The organism is Vibrio sp. RE86 (assembly GCF_013114545.1).
Lineage (GTDB): Bacteria > Pseudomonadota > Gammaproteobacteria > Enterobacterales > Vibrionaceae > Vibrio.
The window spans coordinates 1-14,981 of sequence record NZ_VTXI01000030.1 but is presented as its reverse complement, the minus strand read 5'-3'; the positions used below and the strand labels follow the sequence as shown (position 1 = coordinate 14,981).

At 43.9% G+C, this 14,981-nt stretch carries 14 protein-coding genes; 6 read left to right on the top strand and 8 right to left on the bottom strand.

Features of this window, described 5'->3' with window-relative positions:
- Positions 1 to 3 precede the first annotated feature (3 nt).
- Both F0231_RS19765 and F0231_RS19760 read left to right on the top strand, forming a co-directional pair.
- On the top strand, positions 4 to 777 hold the full coding sequence (locus tag F0231_RS19765; RefSeq protein WP_171761401.1) for a peptidoglycan binding protein CsiV: 774 nt from the start codon (positions 4 to 6) through the stop codon (positions 775 to 777).
- Between the two features lie 36 nt (positions 778 to 813).
- The gene (locus F0231_RS19760) at positions 814 to 1,350 is read left to right on the top strand and encodes a GNAT family N-acetyltransferase (RefSeq protein ID WP_171761400.1); all 537 of its coding nucleotides are present in this window, start codon (positions 814 to 816) and stop codon (positions 1,348 to 1,350) included.
- Positions 1,351 to 1,408: 58 nt separating this feature from the next.
- Here F0231_RS19760 and F0231_RS19755 read toward each other — a convergent pair whose 3' ends face one another.
- From F0231_RS19755 to hinT, 7 genes are all read right to left on the bottom strand, one after another.
- The gene (locus tag F0231_RS19755) at positions 1,409 to 2,698 is read right to left on the bottom strand and encodes an FAD-dependent oxidoreductase (protein WP_171761399.1); all 1,290 of its coding nucleotides are present in this window, start codon (positions 2,696 to 2,698) and stop codon (positions 1,409 to 1,411) included.
- Between the two features lie 410 nt (positions 2,699 to 3,108).
- Positions 3,109 to 3,648: an alpha/beta hydrolase YcfP gene (gene ycfP, locus F0231_RS19750; RefSeq protein WP_171761398.1), complete on the bottom strand. Its 540-nt coding sequence runs from the start codon at positions 3,646 to 3,648 to the stop codon at positions 3,109 to 3,111.
- Between the two features lie 100 nt (positions 3,649 to 3,748).
- A complete protein-coding gene (locus F0231_RS19745) occupies positions 3,749 to 4,603 on the bottom strand; it encodes a phosphotransferase (protein WP_171761397.1) in 855 nt (284 codons plus the stop codon).
- A gap of 29 nt (positions 4,604 to 4,632) precedes the next feature.
- A complete protein-coding gene (gene lpoB, locus F0231_RS19740) occupies positions 4,633 to 5,223 on the bottom strand; it encodes a penicillin-binding protein activator LpoB (protein WP_006878798.1) in 591 nt (196 codons plus the stop codon).
- 49 nt (positions 5,224 to 5,272) lie between these two features.
- Positions 5,273 to 5,662, bottom strand: a complete 390-nt coding sequence (locus F0231_RS19735; RefSeq protein WP_171761396.1) for a YcfL family protein — start codon at positions 5,660 to 5,662, stop codon at positions 5,273 to 5,275.
- The gene (locus F0231_RS19730; protein ID WP_171761395.1) at positions 5,659 to 7,053 is read right to left on the bottom strand and encodes a hypothetical protein; all 1,395 of its coding nucleotides are present in this window, start codon (positions 7,051 to 7,053) and stop codon (positions 5,659 to 5,661) included. Before F0231_RS19730 ends, F0231_RS19735 begins: the two co-directional genes overlap by 4 nt.
- A gap of 110 nt (positions 7,054 to 7,163) precedes the next feature.
- Positions 7,164 to 7,514 (bottom strand): purine nucleoside phosphoramidase, encoded by a 351-nt coding sequence (hinT, locus tag F0231_RS19725; RefSeq protein WP_171761394.1) that lies wholly within the window; start codon positions 7,512 to 7,514, stop codon positions 7,164 to 7,166.
- A 222-nt stretch (positions 7,515 to 7,736) separates the two neighbouring features.
- On the opposite strand from hinT, the gene F0231_RS19720 reads away from it, so the two are divergent.
- The gene (locus tag F0231_RS19720) at positions 7,737 to 9,728 is read left to right on the top strand and encodes a methyl-accepting chemotaxis protein (protein WP_171761393.1); all 1,992 of its coding nucleotides are present in this window, start codon (positions 7,737 to 7,739) and stop codon (positions 9,726 to 9,728) included.
- A gap of 143 nt (positions 9,729 to 9,871) precedes the next feature.
- Positions 9,872 to 11,044 (top strand): DUF1887 family protein, encoded by a 1,173-nt coding sequence (locus tag F0231_RS19715; RefSeq protein ID WP_171761392.1) that lies wholly within the window; start codon positions 9,872 to 9,874, stop codon positions 11,042 to 11,044.
- A 76-nt stretch (positions 11,045 to 11,120) separates the two neighbouring features.
- Here F0231_RS19715 and fadR read toward each other — a convergent pair whose 3' ends face one another.
- The gene (gene fadR / locus F0231_RS19710; protein ID WP_171761391.1) at positions 11,121 to 11,960 is read right to left on the bottom strand and encodes a fatty acid metabolism transcriptional regulator FadR; all 840 of its coding nucleotides are present in this window, start codon (positions 11,958 to 11,960) and stop codon (positions 11,121 to 11,123) included.
- A 673-nt stretch (positions 11,961 to 12,633) separates the two neighbouring features.
- On the opposite strand from fadR, the gene nhaB reads away from it, so the two are divergent.
- Together nhaB and dsbB are read left to right on the top strand one after the other, a co-directional pair.
- On the top strand, positions 12,634 to 14,223 hold the full coding sequence (nhaB, locus tag F0231_RS19705; RefSeq protein ID WP_171761390.1) for a Na(+)/H(+) antiporter NhaB: 1,590 nt from the start codon (positions 12,634 to 12,636) through the stop codon (positions 14,221 to 14,223).
- A 95-nt stretch (positions 14,224 to 14,318) separates the two neighbouring features.
- Complete coding sequence (gene dsbB, locus F0231_RS19700) at positions 14,319 to 14,837, top strand: disulfide bond formation protein DsbB (RefSeq protein ID WP_171761389.1); 519 nt, start codon at positions 14,319 to 14,321, stop codon at positions 14,835 to 14,837.
- Positions 14,838 to 14,981: the final 144 nt, after the last annotated feature.

Genomic DNA, 14,981 nt, shown 5'->3' with positions numbered 1-14,981 from the left:
GTAATGAAGAAACTGATCCCGCTGTTGCTGATGTTAGTCGCGATGCCATCGATGGCACAGCGACAATTCGACATTGAAGTGATCATTTTTAAACGAGCAGTCGATGCAGAGCAGACAGCCGAATCTTGGCCAATGACTCAACCTCAAATCGATTTAGAACGCGCTGGTTCATTTTCAGATACTAGCTATCGCTCTAAAAAAGGCGTCCAGATGCTACCTTATTCGGCTTATGAGCTAACCGGGGAAGCCGCTAAACTTAAAAAGCACGCTGGGTTTGAAGTGTTAATGCACAAGGCATGGCGTCAGGGTGACCAGGGCCGCTTCGGCGCTCCAACCTTCCACATTCAAGCGGGCAGTGACTTCTCAAGCAAGTTCAATGCTGATGGCTCAATGATTGGTACCGAAATACAAGACCAAGCGTTAGAAGGTATCACTGAGGAGAGTATTCCTAAGCCGCTTTATCAGTTAGACGGTAAACTTCAAATCTACGTTGAGCACTACCTCTATGCAGACGTTGAACTTGATTTGAAAGCGCCAAGTGTCCGTGAAGTGACCCTAGAAACCGCTGATCAAACGGAGCTCAACCAAGAGCTGTCAGACCAAGAGCAAGTGGTACAAGTCGGTTTAATGGAAGATGTGACACCAACTGTGCATAAACAAGAGTTCTTAAAGAGCTACCGCTTTGACCAAAAACGTCGTATGCGAAGCACAGAAACCCACTACTTGGATCACCCATTGATGGGTGTGATTGTTCAAGTACGTCGTGTTAATCAATAAACTAGTAAGCCCTCACCATTGAGGGCTTTCGTTTTTATGACACCTGATTACCAAATTATCACCAACGATCTTGTATTGCGGCTGATCGACAGCGATGAAAGCCACTTATTACAGCAATGCGTTGTTAGCTCCCCTAGTCTTCATCAGTGGATTGACTGGTGCAATGAAGAGTTCTCTCAAGACGATGCCAAGCGCTTCATCATGGCAACAAGGCTAAACTGGGTCAAGGCTGAAGCATATGGCTTTGGCGTTTTTGAGCGTCAGTCAAATCAACTACTCGGCATGGTGGCCATCAATGAGCTTTACCATACATTCAATATGGCAAGTATTGGCTACTGGATAAGTGAAGAGTCACAAGGAAAAGGCTACGGCAAAAAAGCGGTGACTGCTCTCGTCGAGTTTTGCTTTGATATGCTAAAACTGACACGAGTCGAAATAGTTTGCGACCCTGACAACCTAGCCAGCCAACGCCTAATCGAAAAATGCGGTGGGCAGTTCGAGTGTCGCGCGAACAATCGTTTTATTTTCGAAGGTAAATCCAAGACCGGATTGGTCTACTCAATCATTCCTTAGGATCAACAGCCCCAATAAAAAGAGCGCTCTAGGCGCTCTTTTTAGTAATGTTGCTGAATTAATGCAGCTTTAGATTTGGACGAAGTACTCGGTTGATTCGACCAACAAGCATCATCAAGCTTGTCTTAATAACACCGTGGAGCGCCATTTGGTGCATGCGGTACAGGGAAATGTAAACCACACGGGCAATACGACCTTCAACCATCATAGAGCCTTTAGTCAGGTTACCCATTAGGCTACCAACGGTCGAGAAGCGGCTTAATGAAACAAGTGAACCCTTGTCTTTGTATACGTAGCCTTTTAAGTCACGTCCATTAAGCTTAGCGACGATGTTCGAAAACGCACAGCTCGACATTTGGTGCGCAGCTTGTGCACGTGGTGGTACAAAAGAACCATCCGCTTGAGTGCATTGAGCAAGGTCACCGATAACGAAGATATCGTCGTCGCGAGTTGTTTGCAGCGTATCTTTTACAACCAATTGATTGATACGGTTCGTTTCAAGACCTGCGATATCTTTAATGAAGTCAGGTGCTTTGATGCCTGCAGCCCAAACCATGATTTGCGCAGGGATCTTTTCACCATCTTTTGTCGTCAGACCTTCTTCATCAGCTTGAGTCACCATGGTCGCTGTGCGTACGTTAACGCCAAGTTTGGTTAACTCTTGATGTGCAGCGCCAGAAATACGTGGTGGAAGTGCCGGAAGAATACGCTCACCTGCTTCAACAAGGTTTACGTTCAACTTGCTTGAATCTAGGTCACCAAAGCCGTATGTACGTAGCTCTTTAACTGCATTGTGCAGCTCAGCAGAAAGCTCAACGCCAGTTGCACCCGCACCAACGATTGCGATATCAACTGTACCGTTACCATTCTTCGCATGAAGCTTAAGGAACTCGTTGTTCATTTCTGTACGGAAACGGTGCGCTTGTTCTGGGCTGTCTAGGAAAATACAGTTGTCGCGCACGCCAGGAGTGTTGAAGTCGTTTGAAGTAGAACCAATTGCCATAACAAGAATGTCATATTCAAGTTCACGCGCTGGCATAAGCAGTTCGCCGCCGTCATCTTTCAGTTCACGTAGTTTGATCACTTTACGTTCACGATCGATGTCTTCTAAGCTGCCCATTTGGAAGTCAAAGTGGTGGTTTTTAGCGTGAGCTCGGTAGCTCAGTGCGTCAACACCCTCATCAAGAGATCCTGTTGCTACTTCGTGTAGAAGTGGCTTCCACAGGTGGCTAGCCTTACGGTCAACCAGTGTTACTTTTGCTCGTCCTTTGCGGCCTAGTGTACGACCTAGCTTAGTTACAAGCTCAAGACCGCCTGCACCGCCGCCTACTACGATAATACGTGTCACAGCTACATTCCTCAAAAAGTTAATAAATGTGTTTCGACTCGGCGAGTACCGCATCGATAAAATTTGTGCTTTTTGTCTCGTCAGCCTCTCAGATCGATACGAGAAACTGATGGGTAGAGGTTATGTTTGAAATACAACACGCTCATTGGATAAAAGAGTCGAATGACTCAACCTAATCTGTTACATGATTAGAGAAAAATGGGCAAGTTTTTCACTCGCTCTCAATTTTTTTTGATATTCATCAAAATTTTTATAGTGGAGTCATTATATAGGGCAAAATGCGCTTCGCAACTAAAGATTGCGCTAATCTCACCTAAAGTTGTAAGGAAATTGACTGAGTTGGGTAATAAAAAAGCGACATTAATCGTTAATGCCGCTTTGAATGAATTTACAGATACGCAAACGTTTTATTATGCGTTTTTAAATGCTTTCATTGTCTGTAGATGCTGAGAAATCTTCTTGAATTTATGAGTCTGAGTTTCATCCCAGATAATGTCGTAATACTCTTCTAGTTCAGCCGCAGATTTACTGTTGTCGTGAATCTCGTCCTCTTTAGACAGCACGACTAAACAACGACCTTTGTTCTTGGTTCTAAATTCAGACACGCATTTGGTTGCGATATCTTCGTACTCTTCAGGACGATCGATTCTGCCTTGCATCGTTCTTTCTGGGTGCAAGTTAGGATTGAACATCACTTGCTTGATCCCGCATAAAAAACCAATACGTTCGGACCAGTAACCACCCAACCCAACACCACAAATAATTGGGTCTTTGTCTTCTGACTGCTCGACCACTTTATGCACCTCTTTAAGTAGGTGCTGCATGTCATGTTTGGGGTGAAGCGTACTGTAATTTATGAACCTTACATCATCATCAATAAACTGAAGTTGAAGTACCTTTTCATGATTGCCTGGGCTATTAGAATCAAAACCATGTAAATAAATAATCATTGTATATCCCCCGATCCTTGTGGTTTTAATCTACCACGAAAACTAAGGTTTAAAAGCCAGTAGTCAGAGATAAACATTGCCGATATAGCAAACAGTGATCTTAGCTACAAAATGATTGCTGTAATTGTTCTGCTTGGGTTAAATATTGTTCATCACCCCAAAGTTGGTAGGCAAGTAAATACCACAACATCGCCATCATGGTTGCACGAGGTTTCCATGCCATTACCCCTTCCACCCAATCATCCACGCCTTCGACTTGACGAAGTTGGCAGTAACGATAAACAGCTTTCAATGGTTTTTCGTCCATTACATCTATGCTAAGTGTGAGATCTAAACGCGGATCAGCAAGTGAAGCGTACTCCCAATCAATGACTTTATTGCCCTGCTCTGTTCTCACCATGTTGTAGCCAGCAAGATCGAAATGACAAAGGGTTAATCCGACATCAGCCAAGTTCGGCGCACTACGCCAGCGTTGATAAATAGACAGGTAAGGTTCCGCTTTGTGTTTGTCATCAAGCAACATCCAATAATGGTCGACACGCGCGGTAAAGTTGAAAGGGGCAACAGGCACTCGTTGTGTGTCAATATCATGTACCTGAATCATGGTTTTTAGCAGTGAATCAAAACTAAGACAATCAGTTAATGGCTCGCCTTCAATCCAGTCAACCAGCAAACCTTGATCATTAATATGAACCGCTTTAGGAGATAAGTGACTCGCTTCAATAGCTGTGAGTATTTGAAACTCTTGGAAACGAGAAATAGAAAAGGCTTTAGTGATATGTGTTGTTGGTCGCCATACATAGGCTTTGCCGTCAGTAGTGACGACTTTCCAACAACGATTTGTTAATCCCCCAGTCAATGTTTGCGCATAGTCTGGGGGAATAGAAAAGAAGTGATCCAATGCCAGTAATGAACGATCTAGGTGACATGCTTCACTCCATGACATTCGTGCCATAGTTCACTCCTTTTCTTTTTTGCGAGCAATTATAAGCCTAAGAAGCTCTTTGATTCTTGCTTACGAATTTCCGTTTCATCTGCCCATTCAATAAGGCCAGTTTCTAGGTCCATCAAACGCATGGTCATTTTGTAGTAAACGTCTTTGTCGCTACCTGCGTTCTTTGCAATGCTCGATAGGTTACCGTAAAGCATGTACTGTGCGCCGACCATTTTACCAAACTGAATTGCTGTGCTTTGGTTTACAAGCTCATCATTGTTTTGGAAGTTAAGTTGCTCACGAACCGACTCTACACGATCCATATCGACAAAGCGGAACTTACCGGAGTTAAGCATTTTCGTGCTGATGCTGTCGGTAATGGACTCAGTATCAATATGTTCACTGGTCTTGTTCTTAATGCGTTCAACAAAAACAATCGGACGAGAGTCACGAGTAATTGCAGCAACTGATCCTGACATCATCATGCTGTCTACCATCTCGCCAGCAATTTTCTGTAGATCTGTAGAGCCAAAATCGATGGTTGTCGTTTCTACCGCTTGAGCATCACCGTAGCTAACTTGGTTCGAACAACCGCCTAGTACAACAGCTAAGCCTAGTAAGGCAATTACACTTTTTTTCATTGTTGATTCCTTAAAATTAAATTTTATCTATCAGTCAGTACGTAGATGCCTAGTCATCCGATTGGCGAATTTGTACTCGGAATTGAGTGCCATTAGGGTTAATTGAGACTTCCGAAATCGCGATTTCTTCAGTGCCGCGGATAATAGCTTGACGCCAAGGGCCGAGTTTGGTGTTGACCTCTAGGCCTTGATCGTCATACCAATAGAATCGGTACTGTACGTTTTGATCGCCACTGTATTTGCTGACCAGTTTAACGATGCCACGAGCTCGACCATCAACTTGAGTGGTTGAAATATCTTCAATTTTTAAACGACCTGCTAGTACGTTGTCGCCAAAGATCACCGTCTGCGAAGCACCATCAATTCGTAACCCTGCGGTGTTGTCTGCACAACCCAGTAAGGTTAATGCCATCACCGCCGAAATAAGCCATTTTTTCATCGTATGTTTCCTAACTGTTTATGCCAGATAGTGGCATTGTTTCCTTGGCGTGAAAGCCAAACCAATGCTGTTCGGCCGGCTTCCACTTCAAATGAGTATGGTTGACCGTTGAGGACAATACTTTGTTCACCAGGTTCAACGACCATACTTGAACTGTATATATCACTCGGCAGTGTCAACCAACTGCGTGTATCAGGTTGCTCTGTTAATGTATTCCACACATTAAATAGCAGGTTGCCGACATCATCACCTTGAGCCGCCTCTTTTCTGAGTCTATCTTTCGCCCATACCCTTAACCCTTGCCGGATAATGATCGAAGGCATACGCTCAGATAAGTTTTGCTGCGCCATAAGGTTTACGTCAGTAAGTTTGCTTTCAGTCACTCTCTTTTCGTTGACCAAAAGAGGGCTAAAATTATCGACTCGTTTATCAGGGTAGTAAGGTAAAGACACAGTGTACCAAGCGCCGTTTCCTCGGCTGTCATAAAGAGGTAAAGCTTGCTTCCATCCTTGCATTGACTCAACGACGCCGCGCTCATCAATAATGATCACTCGACTTTTATTTTGTTCGAGGTAACTTGCTTTGCCATAACGTTTTTCAAGTTTAGACAAGTCTTCCCTCATCCCCAATCGCCTGGCGACACGCTTAGCACCATCGATGACTTGCTGATTGTCAGGCATCACGGCCAACGCACGACGATAGTCAACATAAGCACTGTTCAAATCGTTGTCGGCTTCGTACAAAAGCGCAGAGATATAAAGTAAATAACCATTTTGAACAGCTTGGAGCTTCTCACCCGCATCAGGGTAATTAGAGAGAATACTGCCTAGATTAGGCGTTAGGCCTTGTTGCTCCATCTGGCTTTGAGCAGATTCAAGTTCTTTCTCGCGTGAGTTTCGAGCCTCTTCTTGAACTTGGTTTGCACGGCGCATTTCAATCAACGCACCTTCTAAATCATTCTGTTTTAGATAGTTGAGGCCTAGATAGAGATGCAGAAAACCCAGCTCATAATCAGCAGGTTGATAAGATTTGAGATTATCGTTCACCGCAAGAGCACTGATGCTCATAGCACTTTCGGAAAGAGAGATCGTCGCCTGATCTTGCTGTACGCGAACCGCTTGATCGCTCAATTCAAACGAAGCTTTGCTCTCAGAGTACTGTTGGTTGAGCAGGTGGACTCGCCCTTTTTCAAGGTTATCAAGAATATCCCCTGCAACCTGTTCTGGCAGCAATTGCTCAGCTTGTTGATAGTCGCCACTTTTAACGCTTTGGTGAAGTTGGTTGTTCTGCGCACTGTAGTGGCTAAACAAGTTGCCTGCAGAAAGGTTGGCACATGCTGCTAGAGCCAGCGAACTACTCAGTATGAATACGAGTCGAATGTGTTTATGCACTTCGTACTCCATAGCTAGTCAAGAGAGCATGTCGCTACCGCCATGCTCGTGATTCATGTTTGCTTGAGACAGACACGAACTCAATAAGTTCGTTACGGCCTTAAAGATTTTTAGCTCATCAACATTGGGCCGAGAGGACGACCGCCAACTAGATGCATGTGAATATGGTACACCTCTTGGCCGCCATGAGAATTACAGTTGACGATGAGTCGATACCCATCTTCATCAATGCCTTCTTCTTTAGCAAGTTTGCGTGCCACGGTAAACATTCGTCCCATCACAAGTTCATCTTCATCGGTGATGTCGTTAACTGTTGGGATCAACGTGTTTGGAATGATAAGAATATGGCTAGGAGCACGAGGATTAATGTCACGGAATGCAGTTACCAAGTCATCTTGATATACAACATCGGCAGGAATTTCTTTGCGAATAATTTTACTGAAAATGGTTTCTTCAGCCATGAAGCGCTCCATTAATACGTTTTATTAGAGTGAATTCATACGAGTATGCGTCAAGCTTCTCAAAATCACAATAAAAAACAGTGTTCATTTACTTTAAACGCCATACGGAAACTTAGAGTAAGCTAATTTTGTATTGTGCGTCATAAAATGTGTGTCTCGTTATCAATACAATGTCTCTCTTTTTGTTAATTTTTGACTGAATTATAAGTTAGGGAGAGATCCATGAAGGGCTCAGTGATTAAGCGTATGTACGCTGGCTTTGCATTGATCATTGTAATGTTCATTATCACAACGTGGATGATGACACGAGGGATGCAACAGATTCACCAAAATTTCGAGGAGGTATCGAACACTTCATTACCACTCGTTTCGCAATCGAACCACACTAGTGTTGCCCTGCTTTCAGCAGATAAACTGTTTAAGGACTTTTTGACGACACAAAGCTTTGAACGTATGGATCAACTGGCTACGCAGTTTGAGCAAACCAAACAAGACTACAGTGCTCAATTAGCCGCGCTAGAAACCGTCAGCCAAAACCAAAATGAACTGGCCTCTTCCATCGAGCAGCTCAAAGAGATGGAAACTAATTATTTCACCGAAGCGACTCAAGCAATGGCTAACTACCGTGCAATGTTTGAGGCTCAAGCTCAAGTTCAAAAATCGACGCGTCAATTCCAGCGTCTTCATTCTGAACTGAGTTTAGGCATGAAAGAGTATGTCGATGACCAAAGTAGTATTTCAGTGAAAGTGATGGCGAAAAGTTACTTTATTAAACTGAAAGACGCCGAAGTGATTACTTCAGATGCTCTCGCGAGCAGTGACACTGAGCTTGTATCCCAAGCGGTCGCCAAAAATAAAAAAGCCGTTACTCACCTTAACTACGCCTATCGTGGACTTACCACTCAGATGCCTGAGCTGAAGAAAGCCTTCGATGAGTCAGTACAGCAGTTCACACTCGACGTTGGTAAAAAAGGCGGCGTGTTGGACCAACACAATACTTATTTAGCCGCGAAAGATGCTCTGTATGCCAACATCGCAAACTTAACGCAGCAAGTCGACGCGACAATGATGCTTCTCACTTCTTTCAGTGAAGTTGCAGAGCAAGGCCTTAACTTGTCACTGGAAGAAGCTGGCGACGTATACCAACAAGGTGTTGTACGCTCTGTTGCTATTGGGGCCTTTGTTATCCTGATGGCATTAGCTATCGGTTACCACATTGCACATAGTGTTCGCGAACCGTTGACTCGCATCCTACGTACTCTCGAGTCACTGACCCAAGGCGATATGACCCAACGTATTGAGATTCGCTACAACAATGAGTTTAGCCGTGTCAGCAACCACATCAATGAGCTCGCAGATAACCTTCATGGCATTCTTGTTGAGCTTAATGAAGCATCTGATAACTTGACTCAAACAGCAAGTACGAACCAAACCACCTCTTCTCAGGCTCAATCGCAACTTAGCCAGCAGCGCGAGCAAACTGCCAATGTTGCCACTGCGATGACCGAAATGGCTCATTCTGTTCAAGAAGTCGCTCAAAGTGCGCAAAGCTCGCAAAGCATGGTTGAACAAGTCGAACTTGCGTCTGAGCAAGGCCGTCAAATCATGGGCACTAATATCTCCACCATTAACCAGCTTGAGACTCGACTCAATCAATCTGTTGATGCCGTGAAAGAGTTGCAAACCATGAGCAGCCAGATTGGTAGTATTTTGGATGTAATCCGCAACATTGCTGAGCAAACTAACCTACTTGCTCTCAACGCGGCTATTGAGGCAGCTCGTGCAGGTGAACAAGGCCGAGGATTTGCCGTGGTCGCAGATGAAGTTCGAGTTCTTGCCCAGCGTACGACTGAATCCACGTCTGAAATTGAAAACATGATCAGCAACCTACAAAGTAGCTCAACGTCTGCAAACAAAGTGATTCAAAGCTGTAAAGACGATATGGAGCTTTCTGTAGAGCAAGCATCCAGCGCAAATAGTGCGATGGAAGAGATCCAAGGTTTGATCATGGAGATCAGCCAAATGAGTGGACATATCTCTCAAGCGGCTGCGGAACAAAGTGAGACCACCAGTGACATTGCCCGCAACATTGAGGAAATTAACCTGATTGCGGACACCAGTTATCAAGCAATGGCACAGATTGCACAGACCAGCTCAAGCCTGTCATCACTGGCTAACCAACAAGGTGACTTAGTACATAGGTTCAAGTTGTAGTTTGTAAAGTTCACGTAATTAATTGAGTTAGGGCGACTATTTTCTATAGTCGCCCTTGTTTTTTATATCCAGTGTCATTATATGGTTTATTAGGCTTGCTCATTTTTCTCACCCTTTTTGCAAGCCAAACATGAGGATTAACTATGGCTGTTCATGTTGGCATTATAGACCAAGACCCAATACGCTTAGTCACACCGCTACTCGATAACCGCACGGTCAGTGACCATATCGTGTTTATTGGCGTGCCAGCACAAGAGGATATGTACCTCAGGCTGCATAGCGTACTGAGCAAGCGAAATATCACATCTGAATTCTTTGAGATTCCCAATGTCGCCAATACATCAAGGATTAAGCAAGCTATCAGTGTACTGGCCGAAGATCTCGTGGCGAGAGGACAAGAGGTCAAGCTCAACGCCAGCTGTGGGCTTCGTCACCGTCTGCTGTCGGTCTATGAAGTGTTTCGCACTTACCATTGGCCAATCTTCGTTGTTGAACCAAACAGTGACCGCCTTTGCTGGCTTTACCCTGATGGCAAAGAAGATGCTCAAGTCCAAGACCGAATCACGATTGATGACTATCTCACCGTGTTTGGCGCACGAGGCGAGTTCAATGAGCAAGAACTTCCACCGCAGCTTGATCAAAAGCTTTATGAACTTGGAGAGCGCTGGGCGAGTAACGCCCTCGAATTAGGCCCTGGTCTTGCGACGCTAAACTACTTAGCCACAACGTGTCGTAAAGAGCAAAAGCTCGATGTTGAGTTATCTGAGAAACAGCAAGGCTATCGCGAATTGAATATGCTGCTCAGCGACTTAGTTGAAGCGCAAATTGCAACCTATGAGAACGGCATTTTAACTTTTGCCAACGAAGATGCGCGTCGCTTTTCTAATGGCGAATGGTTGGAAACCTTAGTTCACAGTACAGTACGCCAAATCCAACAAGACATGCCAACCATTCAAGACCGTTCTTTGAACGTGCAGGTTTACCGTCAGCTTGGTGATCGAGAAGTGCGGAATGAACTCGACGTCGCTTCGGTAGTGAACAACAAGCTCCATATTATCGAGTGTAAGACCAAAGGTATGCGCGATGATGGTGATGATACGTTATACAAGCTTGAATCGCTGAGAGACCTTCTAGGTGGTCTACAGGCGCGTGCTATGCTAGTTAGCTTCCGTCCACTGCGTCATAACGACATTACACGTGCAGAAGACCTTGGATTAGCATTAATTGGCCCTGATGAATTGAAGGATCTAAAAACACATTTAGCCCATTGGTTTACCGAAGCCGGTGGCAATGATGACGAATGCGCTGATTGCTAACGTTTGAATTGAATTTAACACCAACAAAAAAACCGCCAAATTGGCGGTTTTTTATTATTCATAGATCACTAAAAATTTAGCTGTCGTCTTCAGTGAAGTTCGTTGGCAACGTTGTCTTCATCTGATTCCAGATTTGAGCACTTTGCATACCATAGTTACGAACAACAACTAAGATTCCATCACGGTTACCCGTTTCACATACTTCAAGCAAATCACGGTAGAATTGAAGTGCAAGTTCACGCGCTTCAGGATTTGAGAAATAGTAACTACCCACGCGATCGTAAAGCTTTTTCAGACCATTAAAAATCAAACCATAAATCTGGTTACCTGAATGGAAAGCTAAGCGTTGGAACAGCATGTAGTCGTAAAAATTAAACGTTTTAGCAACCAAGGCATCTTGACGTTTTAGTTCATCTTTCTCGCCATCATCTTTTACATGCTGACGGATTTTTTCAGCGTATGGAGACGACTCCATAAACACATCCCAAGATTCAGATGCAATCAGTGTTTCACACGAGTGAATAACTGTAGAGATGGTTTTCTCTGAGTTCTCTTTATTTGCTTTAAATGCATAGCGCATAAAGATAGGGCTGATATTTGTCCGTGCTGCAAGCAAATCTTCTACAATTGAAGTCGCATTACCGGCATCAAGCGTCATTAACGTGTCTAAGATGTGAAGACCTGAGGTTTCCATAAACTGGTTAACACGTGTTGGTTTGCCATGTTGAATGGTTAACCAGCCATCACGAGCTAAACGTTGTAGTACTTCGCGTAGAGTTGTACGAGTTACGCCAATTAGTTCAGAGAGCTCACGTTCTGCTGGTAAGATTGAACCAGGTGGGAATCGACCCTTCCAAATACTTTCAATTATGTATTTTTCTGCAAATCCTGCTGGGCTCTTTGCCTTAATGACCATTTATGTCTAATCCAATATATATTCTTATGGGTCTAATGAACTCATCATACCACTAGTTTTACTATATCGGAAACCGTCACTCAGTAAACGTTACGCCAACGCAGTGTTGAGTATATACTCTAATTAACTCTGGCTTTTATTCACATGAAAAACCACGCGAACTGCGTTCAATTCAATTTTTAACAAATTGTAAACATGCGACACGCCCCACCCCCTTTAGAGTTATACGCAAAAAATTAGTTTGTAAAACTGCAAAATTAACTCATCATTTTAATGCAATATAATTACATATTCTTTCTTATTCTTACGTTTCATACCAAGGCCTACATTAACCGTTGTTTTTCACAACTCTTATGCTATGTTTACGCCACTTTGATCGCGTTTTTAAACAAAAGTCTCTTAATAAAATCTTAAGATTAACTTTATCATTGACTAAATTTTGTTGAAGAGTAGAGTGGCGGCCAAAGTAAAGGAGTGCTTGTCTTTCTCAGGGAGTGACTTGGCAAGGCCACATACTCGTGAGCGAAATGTTGTTTTTCTAAGTCACTGTTGAATCGGGTTCATTACCTACTTGCTGCGTCATTTACCAGCCAAGGTGTTTTACACAAACTCCGGTTAATGAATTCAAGCACGCTCAGTGTCTATTCGTTACAACATTAAGAGTATTTAGATCATGCCGATGTCACTCGGAAAAGCCTTTATTAAGAACTTCCTTGGTAAAGCTCCAGATTGGTACAAAGTTGCCATCATTTCTTTTCTAGTTATCAACCCATTTGTTTTCTTCTTTGTTGACCCATTTTTCGCTGGTTGGCTTCTCGTTGCTGAGTTTATTTTCACGCTCGCAATGGCTCTAAAATGTTACCCACTCCAACCAGGCGGTCTTCTTGCCATAGAAGCCATCGCGATAGGCATGACAAGCGCCGACCAAGTTAAGCATGAGCTAGTCGCAAACATCGAAGTATTATTGCTACTTGTCTTTATGGTTGCTGGCATCTACTTCATGAAGCAACTTCTGCTGTTCATCTTCACAAAGATACTGCTTGGTATTAAATCGAAGAGCATGCTTTCGTTAGCATTCTGTTTTGCAGCCGCTTTCCTTTCTGCCTTCCTTGACGCGCTAACGGTTATCGCTGTGGTAATCAGCGTGGCAGTTGGCTTCTACGCGATTTACCACAAGGTCGCTTCTGGACAAGGCCCTCATTCTTCACACGATCACACACAAGACGATCACTTATCAGAACTGACTCGTGACGACTTAGAAAATTACCGTGCATTCCTGCGCTCTTTATTGATGCATGCGGGTGTGGGTACTGCTCTTGGTGGTGTTATGACTATGGTCGGTGAGCCACAAAACCTAATCATTGCAGACCAAGCAGGTTGGAATTTTGGCGAGTTTATCATTCGTATGTTACCTGTTACTGCGCCTGTTTTTGTATGCGGTCTAATTACCTGTGTTCTTGTCGAGAAGCTAAAAGTCTTCGGCTACGGTGCTCGCCTACCTGATAACGTTCGTAAGATCCTTGTCGATTTTGATAACGAAGAACGTAAAAACCGTACTAAGCAAGACATCGCAAAACTTTGGGTTCAAGGTTTCATCGCAGTCTGGCTAATCGTTGGTCTTGCCCTTCACCTAGCCGCTGTTGGCTTAATTGGCCTTTCAGTAATCATCCTAGCAACGGCTTTCACAGGAGTGATTGAAGAACACTCAATGGGTAAAGCATTTGAAGAAGCTCTGCCATTTACAGCACTACTGGCAGTCTTCTTTGCCATTGTTGCGGTAATCATCGACCAAGAGTTGTTCAAGCCAGTTATTGACGCTGTACTACACGTTGAAGATAAAGGCACTCAGTTAGCGTTGTTCTATGTAGCTAACGGTGTGCTTTCAATGGTATCGGATAACGTATTCGTGGGTACGGTTTACATTAACGAAGTGAAATCAGCATTGGTGGAAGGCGTAATTACTCGTGACCAATTTGACTTGTTAGCCGTAGCTATCAACACAGGTACTAACCTACCATCAGTTGCAACGCCAAACGGCCAAGCGGCATTCCTATTCCTGCTGACATCAGCGCTTGCACCACTGATTCGTCTATCTTACGGTCGAATGGTTATCATGGCGCTGCCTTACACCATCGTTCTAGCTACCGTTGGCCTTGCAGGTATCGTATTCTTTGTTGAGCCTGTAACAGCCTGGTTCTACGATGCAGGATGGATTTCACAGCACGTTGGTGAAGTGACGCACGCTGTATCAAGCGGTCACTAAGTAAAAATATAAAAGTTTTTGTTGATACCGAAACTTTTCCAAGATAAAAAGCTCTGATTACTCAGAGCTTTTTTATTGTAATAAAGGATATCTTTGTGAGTTTTCTATCTACCATCAAGTCTTTTTCTCAAGGGCGACTATCATGGATGCTTTTGCTACTGTTTGTCGTTTTCTTTGAAGCCTGTGCTCTCTTCTTCCAACATGTGATGATGCTTTCTCCATGTGTAATGTGTATTTACGAGCGCGTGGCGATGTTAGGTATTGGGGGCGCTGCACTGCTTGGTATGATTGCACCCAACAACCCTATCATTCGCTGGTTAGGTTTAGCCGCATGGGGAGCAAGTGCATACAAAGGCTTAGCGCTTTCAATGCAGCATGTGGATTATCAATTTAACCCATCACCTTTCGCTACCTGCGATGTGTTCGTCAAATTTCCAGAGTGGGCTCCACTCAATCAATGGGCGCCTTGGATGTTTGAAGCGTCTGGTGATTGCGGCAAGGTCGTTTGGCAGTTCCTAACGCTTTCTATGCCACAGTGGTTAGTCGTTATCTTTGCCGGTAACTTGATTGCGCTTGCTGTGATCGTGATAGCGCAGTTTGCTAAGAACAAATAAATCAGAGTAACAAGAATACAAAGGGTTGATGCGAGAGTATCAGCCTTAATTATATGGTCCGCCTCACTCTCAAGCCCTACGCTTAGAGTAGGCTCTCAAAACGAGGTGAACCATATGTCTACCATCCACATTTTAGGTATCGAT

What these genes read in the sequence shown, in the direction of transcription:
- F0231_RS19765 (WP_171761401.1), top strand. Translation starts at nt 4, where the DNA reads ATGAAGAAACTGATCCCGCTGTTGCTGATGTTAGTCGCGATGCCATCG.
- F0231_RS19760 (WP_171761400.1), top strand. Translation starts at nt 814, where the DNA reads ATGACACCTGATTACCAAATTATCACCAACGATCTTGTATTGCGGCTG.
- ycfP (WP_171761398.1), bottom strand. Translation starts at nt 3,648, where the DNA reads ATGATTATTTATTTACATGGTTTTGATTCTAATAGCCCAGGCAATCAT.
- F0231_RS19745 (WP_171761397.1), bottom strand. Translation starts at nt 4,603, where the DNA reads ATGGCACGAATGTCATGGAGTGAAGCATGTCACCTAGATCGTTCATTA.
- lpoB (WP_006878798.1), bottom strand. Translation starts at nt 5,223, where the DNA reads ATGAAAAAAAGTGTAATTGCCTTACTAGGCTTAGCTGTTGTACTAGGC.
- F0231_RS19735 (WP_171761396.1), bottom strand. Translation starts at nt 5,662, where the DNA reads ATGAAAAAATGGCTTATTTCGGCGGTGATGGCATTAACCTTACTGGGT.
- hinT (WP_171761394.1), bottom strand. Translation starts at nt 7,514, where the DNA reads ATGGCTGAAGAAACCATTTTCAGTAAAATTATTCGCAAAGAAATTCCT.
- F0231_RS19720 (WP_171761393.1), top strand. Translation starts at nt 7,737, where the DNA reads ATGAAGGGCTCAGTGATTAAGCGTATGTACGCTGGCTTTGCATTGATC.
- F0231_RS19715 (WP_171761392.1), top strand. Translation starts at nt 9,872, where the DNA reads ATGGCTGTTCATGTTGGCATTATAGACCAAGACCCAATACGCTTAGTC.
- fadR (WP_171761391.1), bottom strand. Translation starts at nt 11,960, where the DNA reads ATGGTCATTAAGGCAAAGAGCCCAGCAGGATTTGCAGAAAAATACATA.
- nhaB (WP_171761390.1), top strand. Translation starts at nt 12,634, where the DNA reads ATGCCGATGTCACTCGGAAAAGCCTTTATTAAGAACTTCCTTGGTAAA.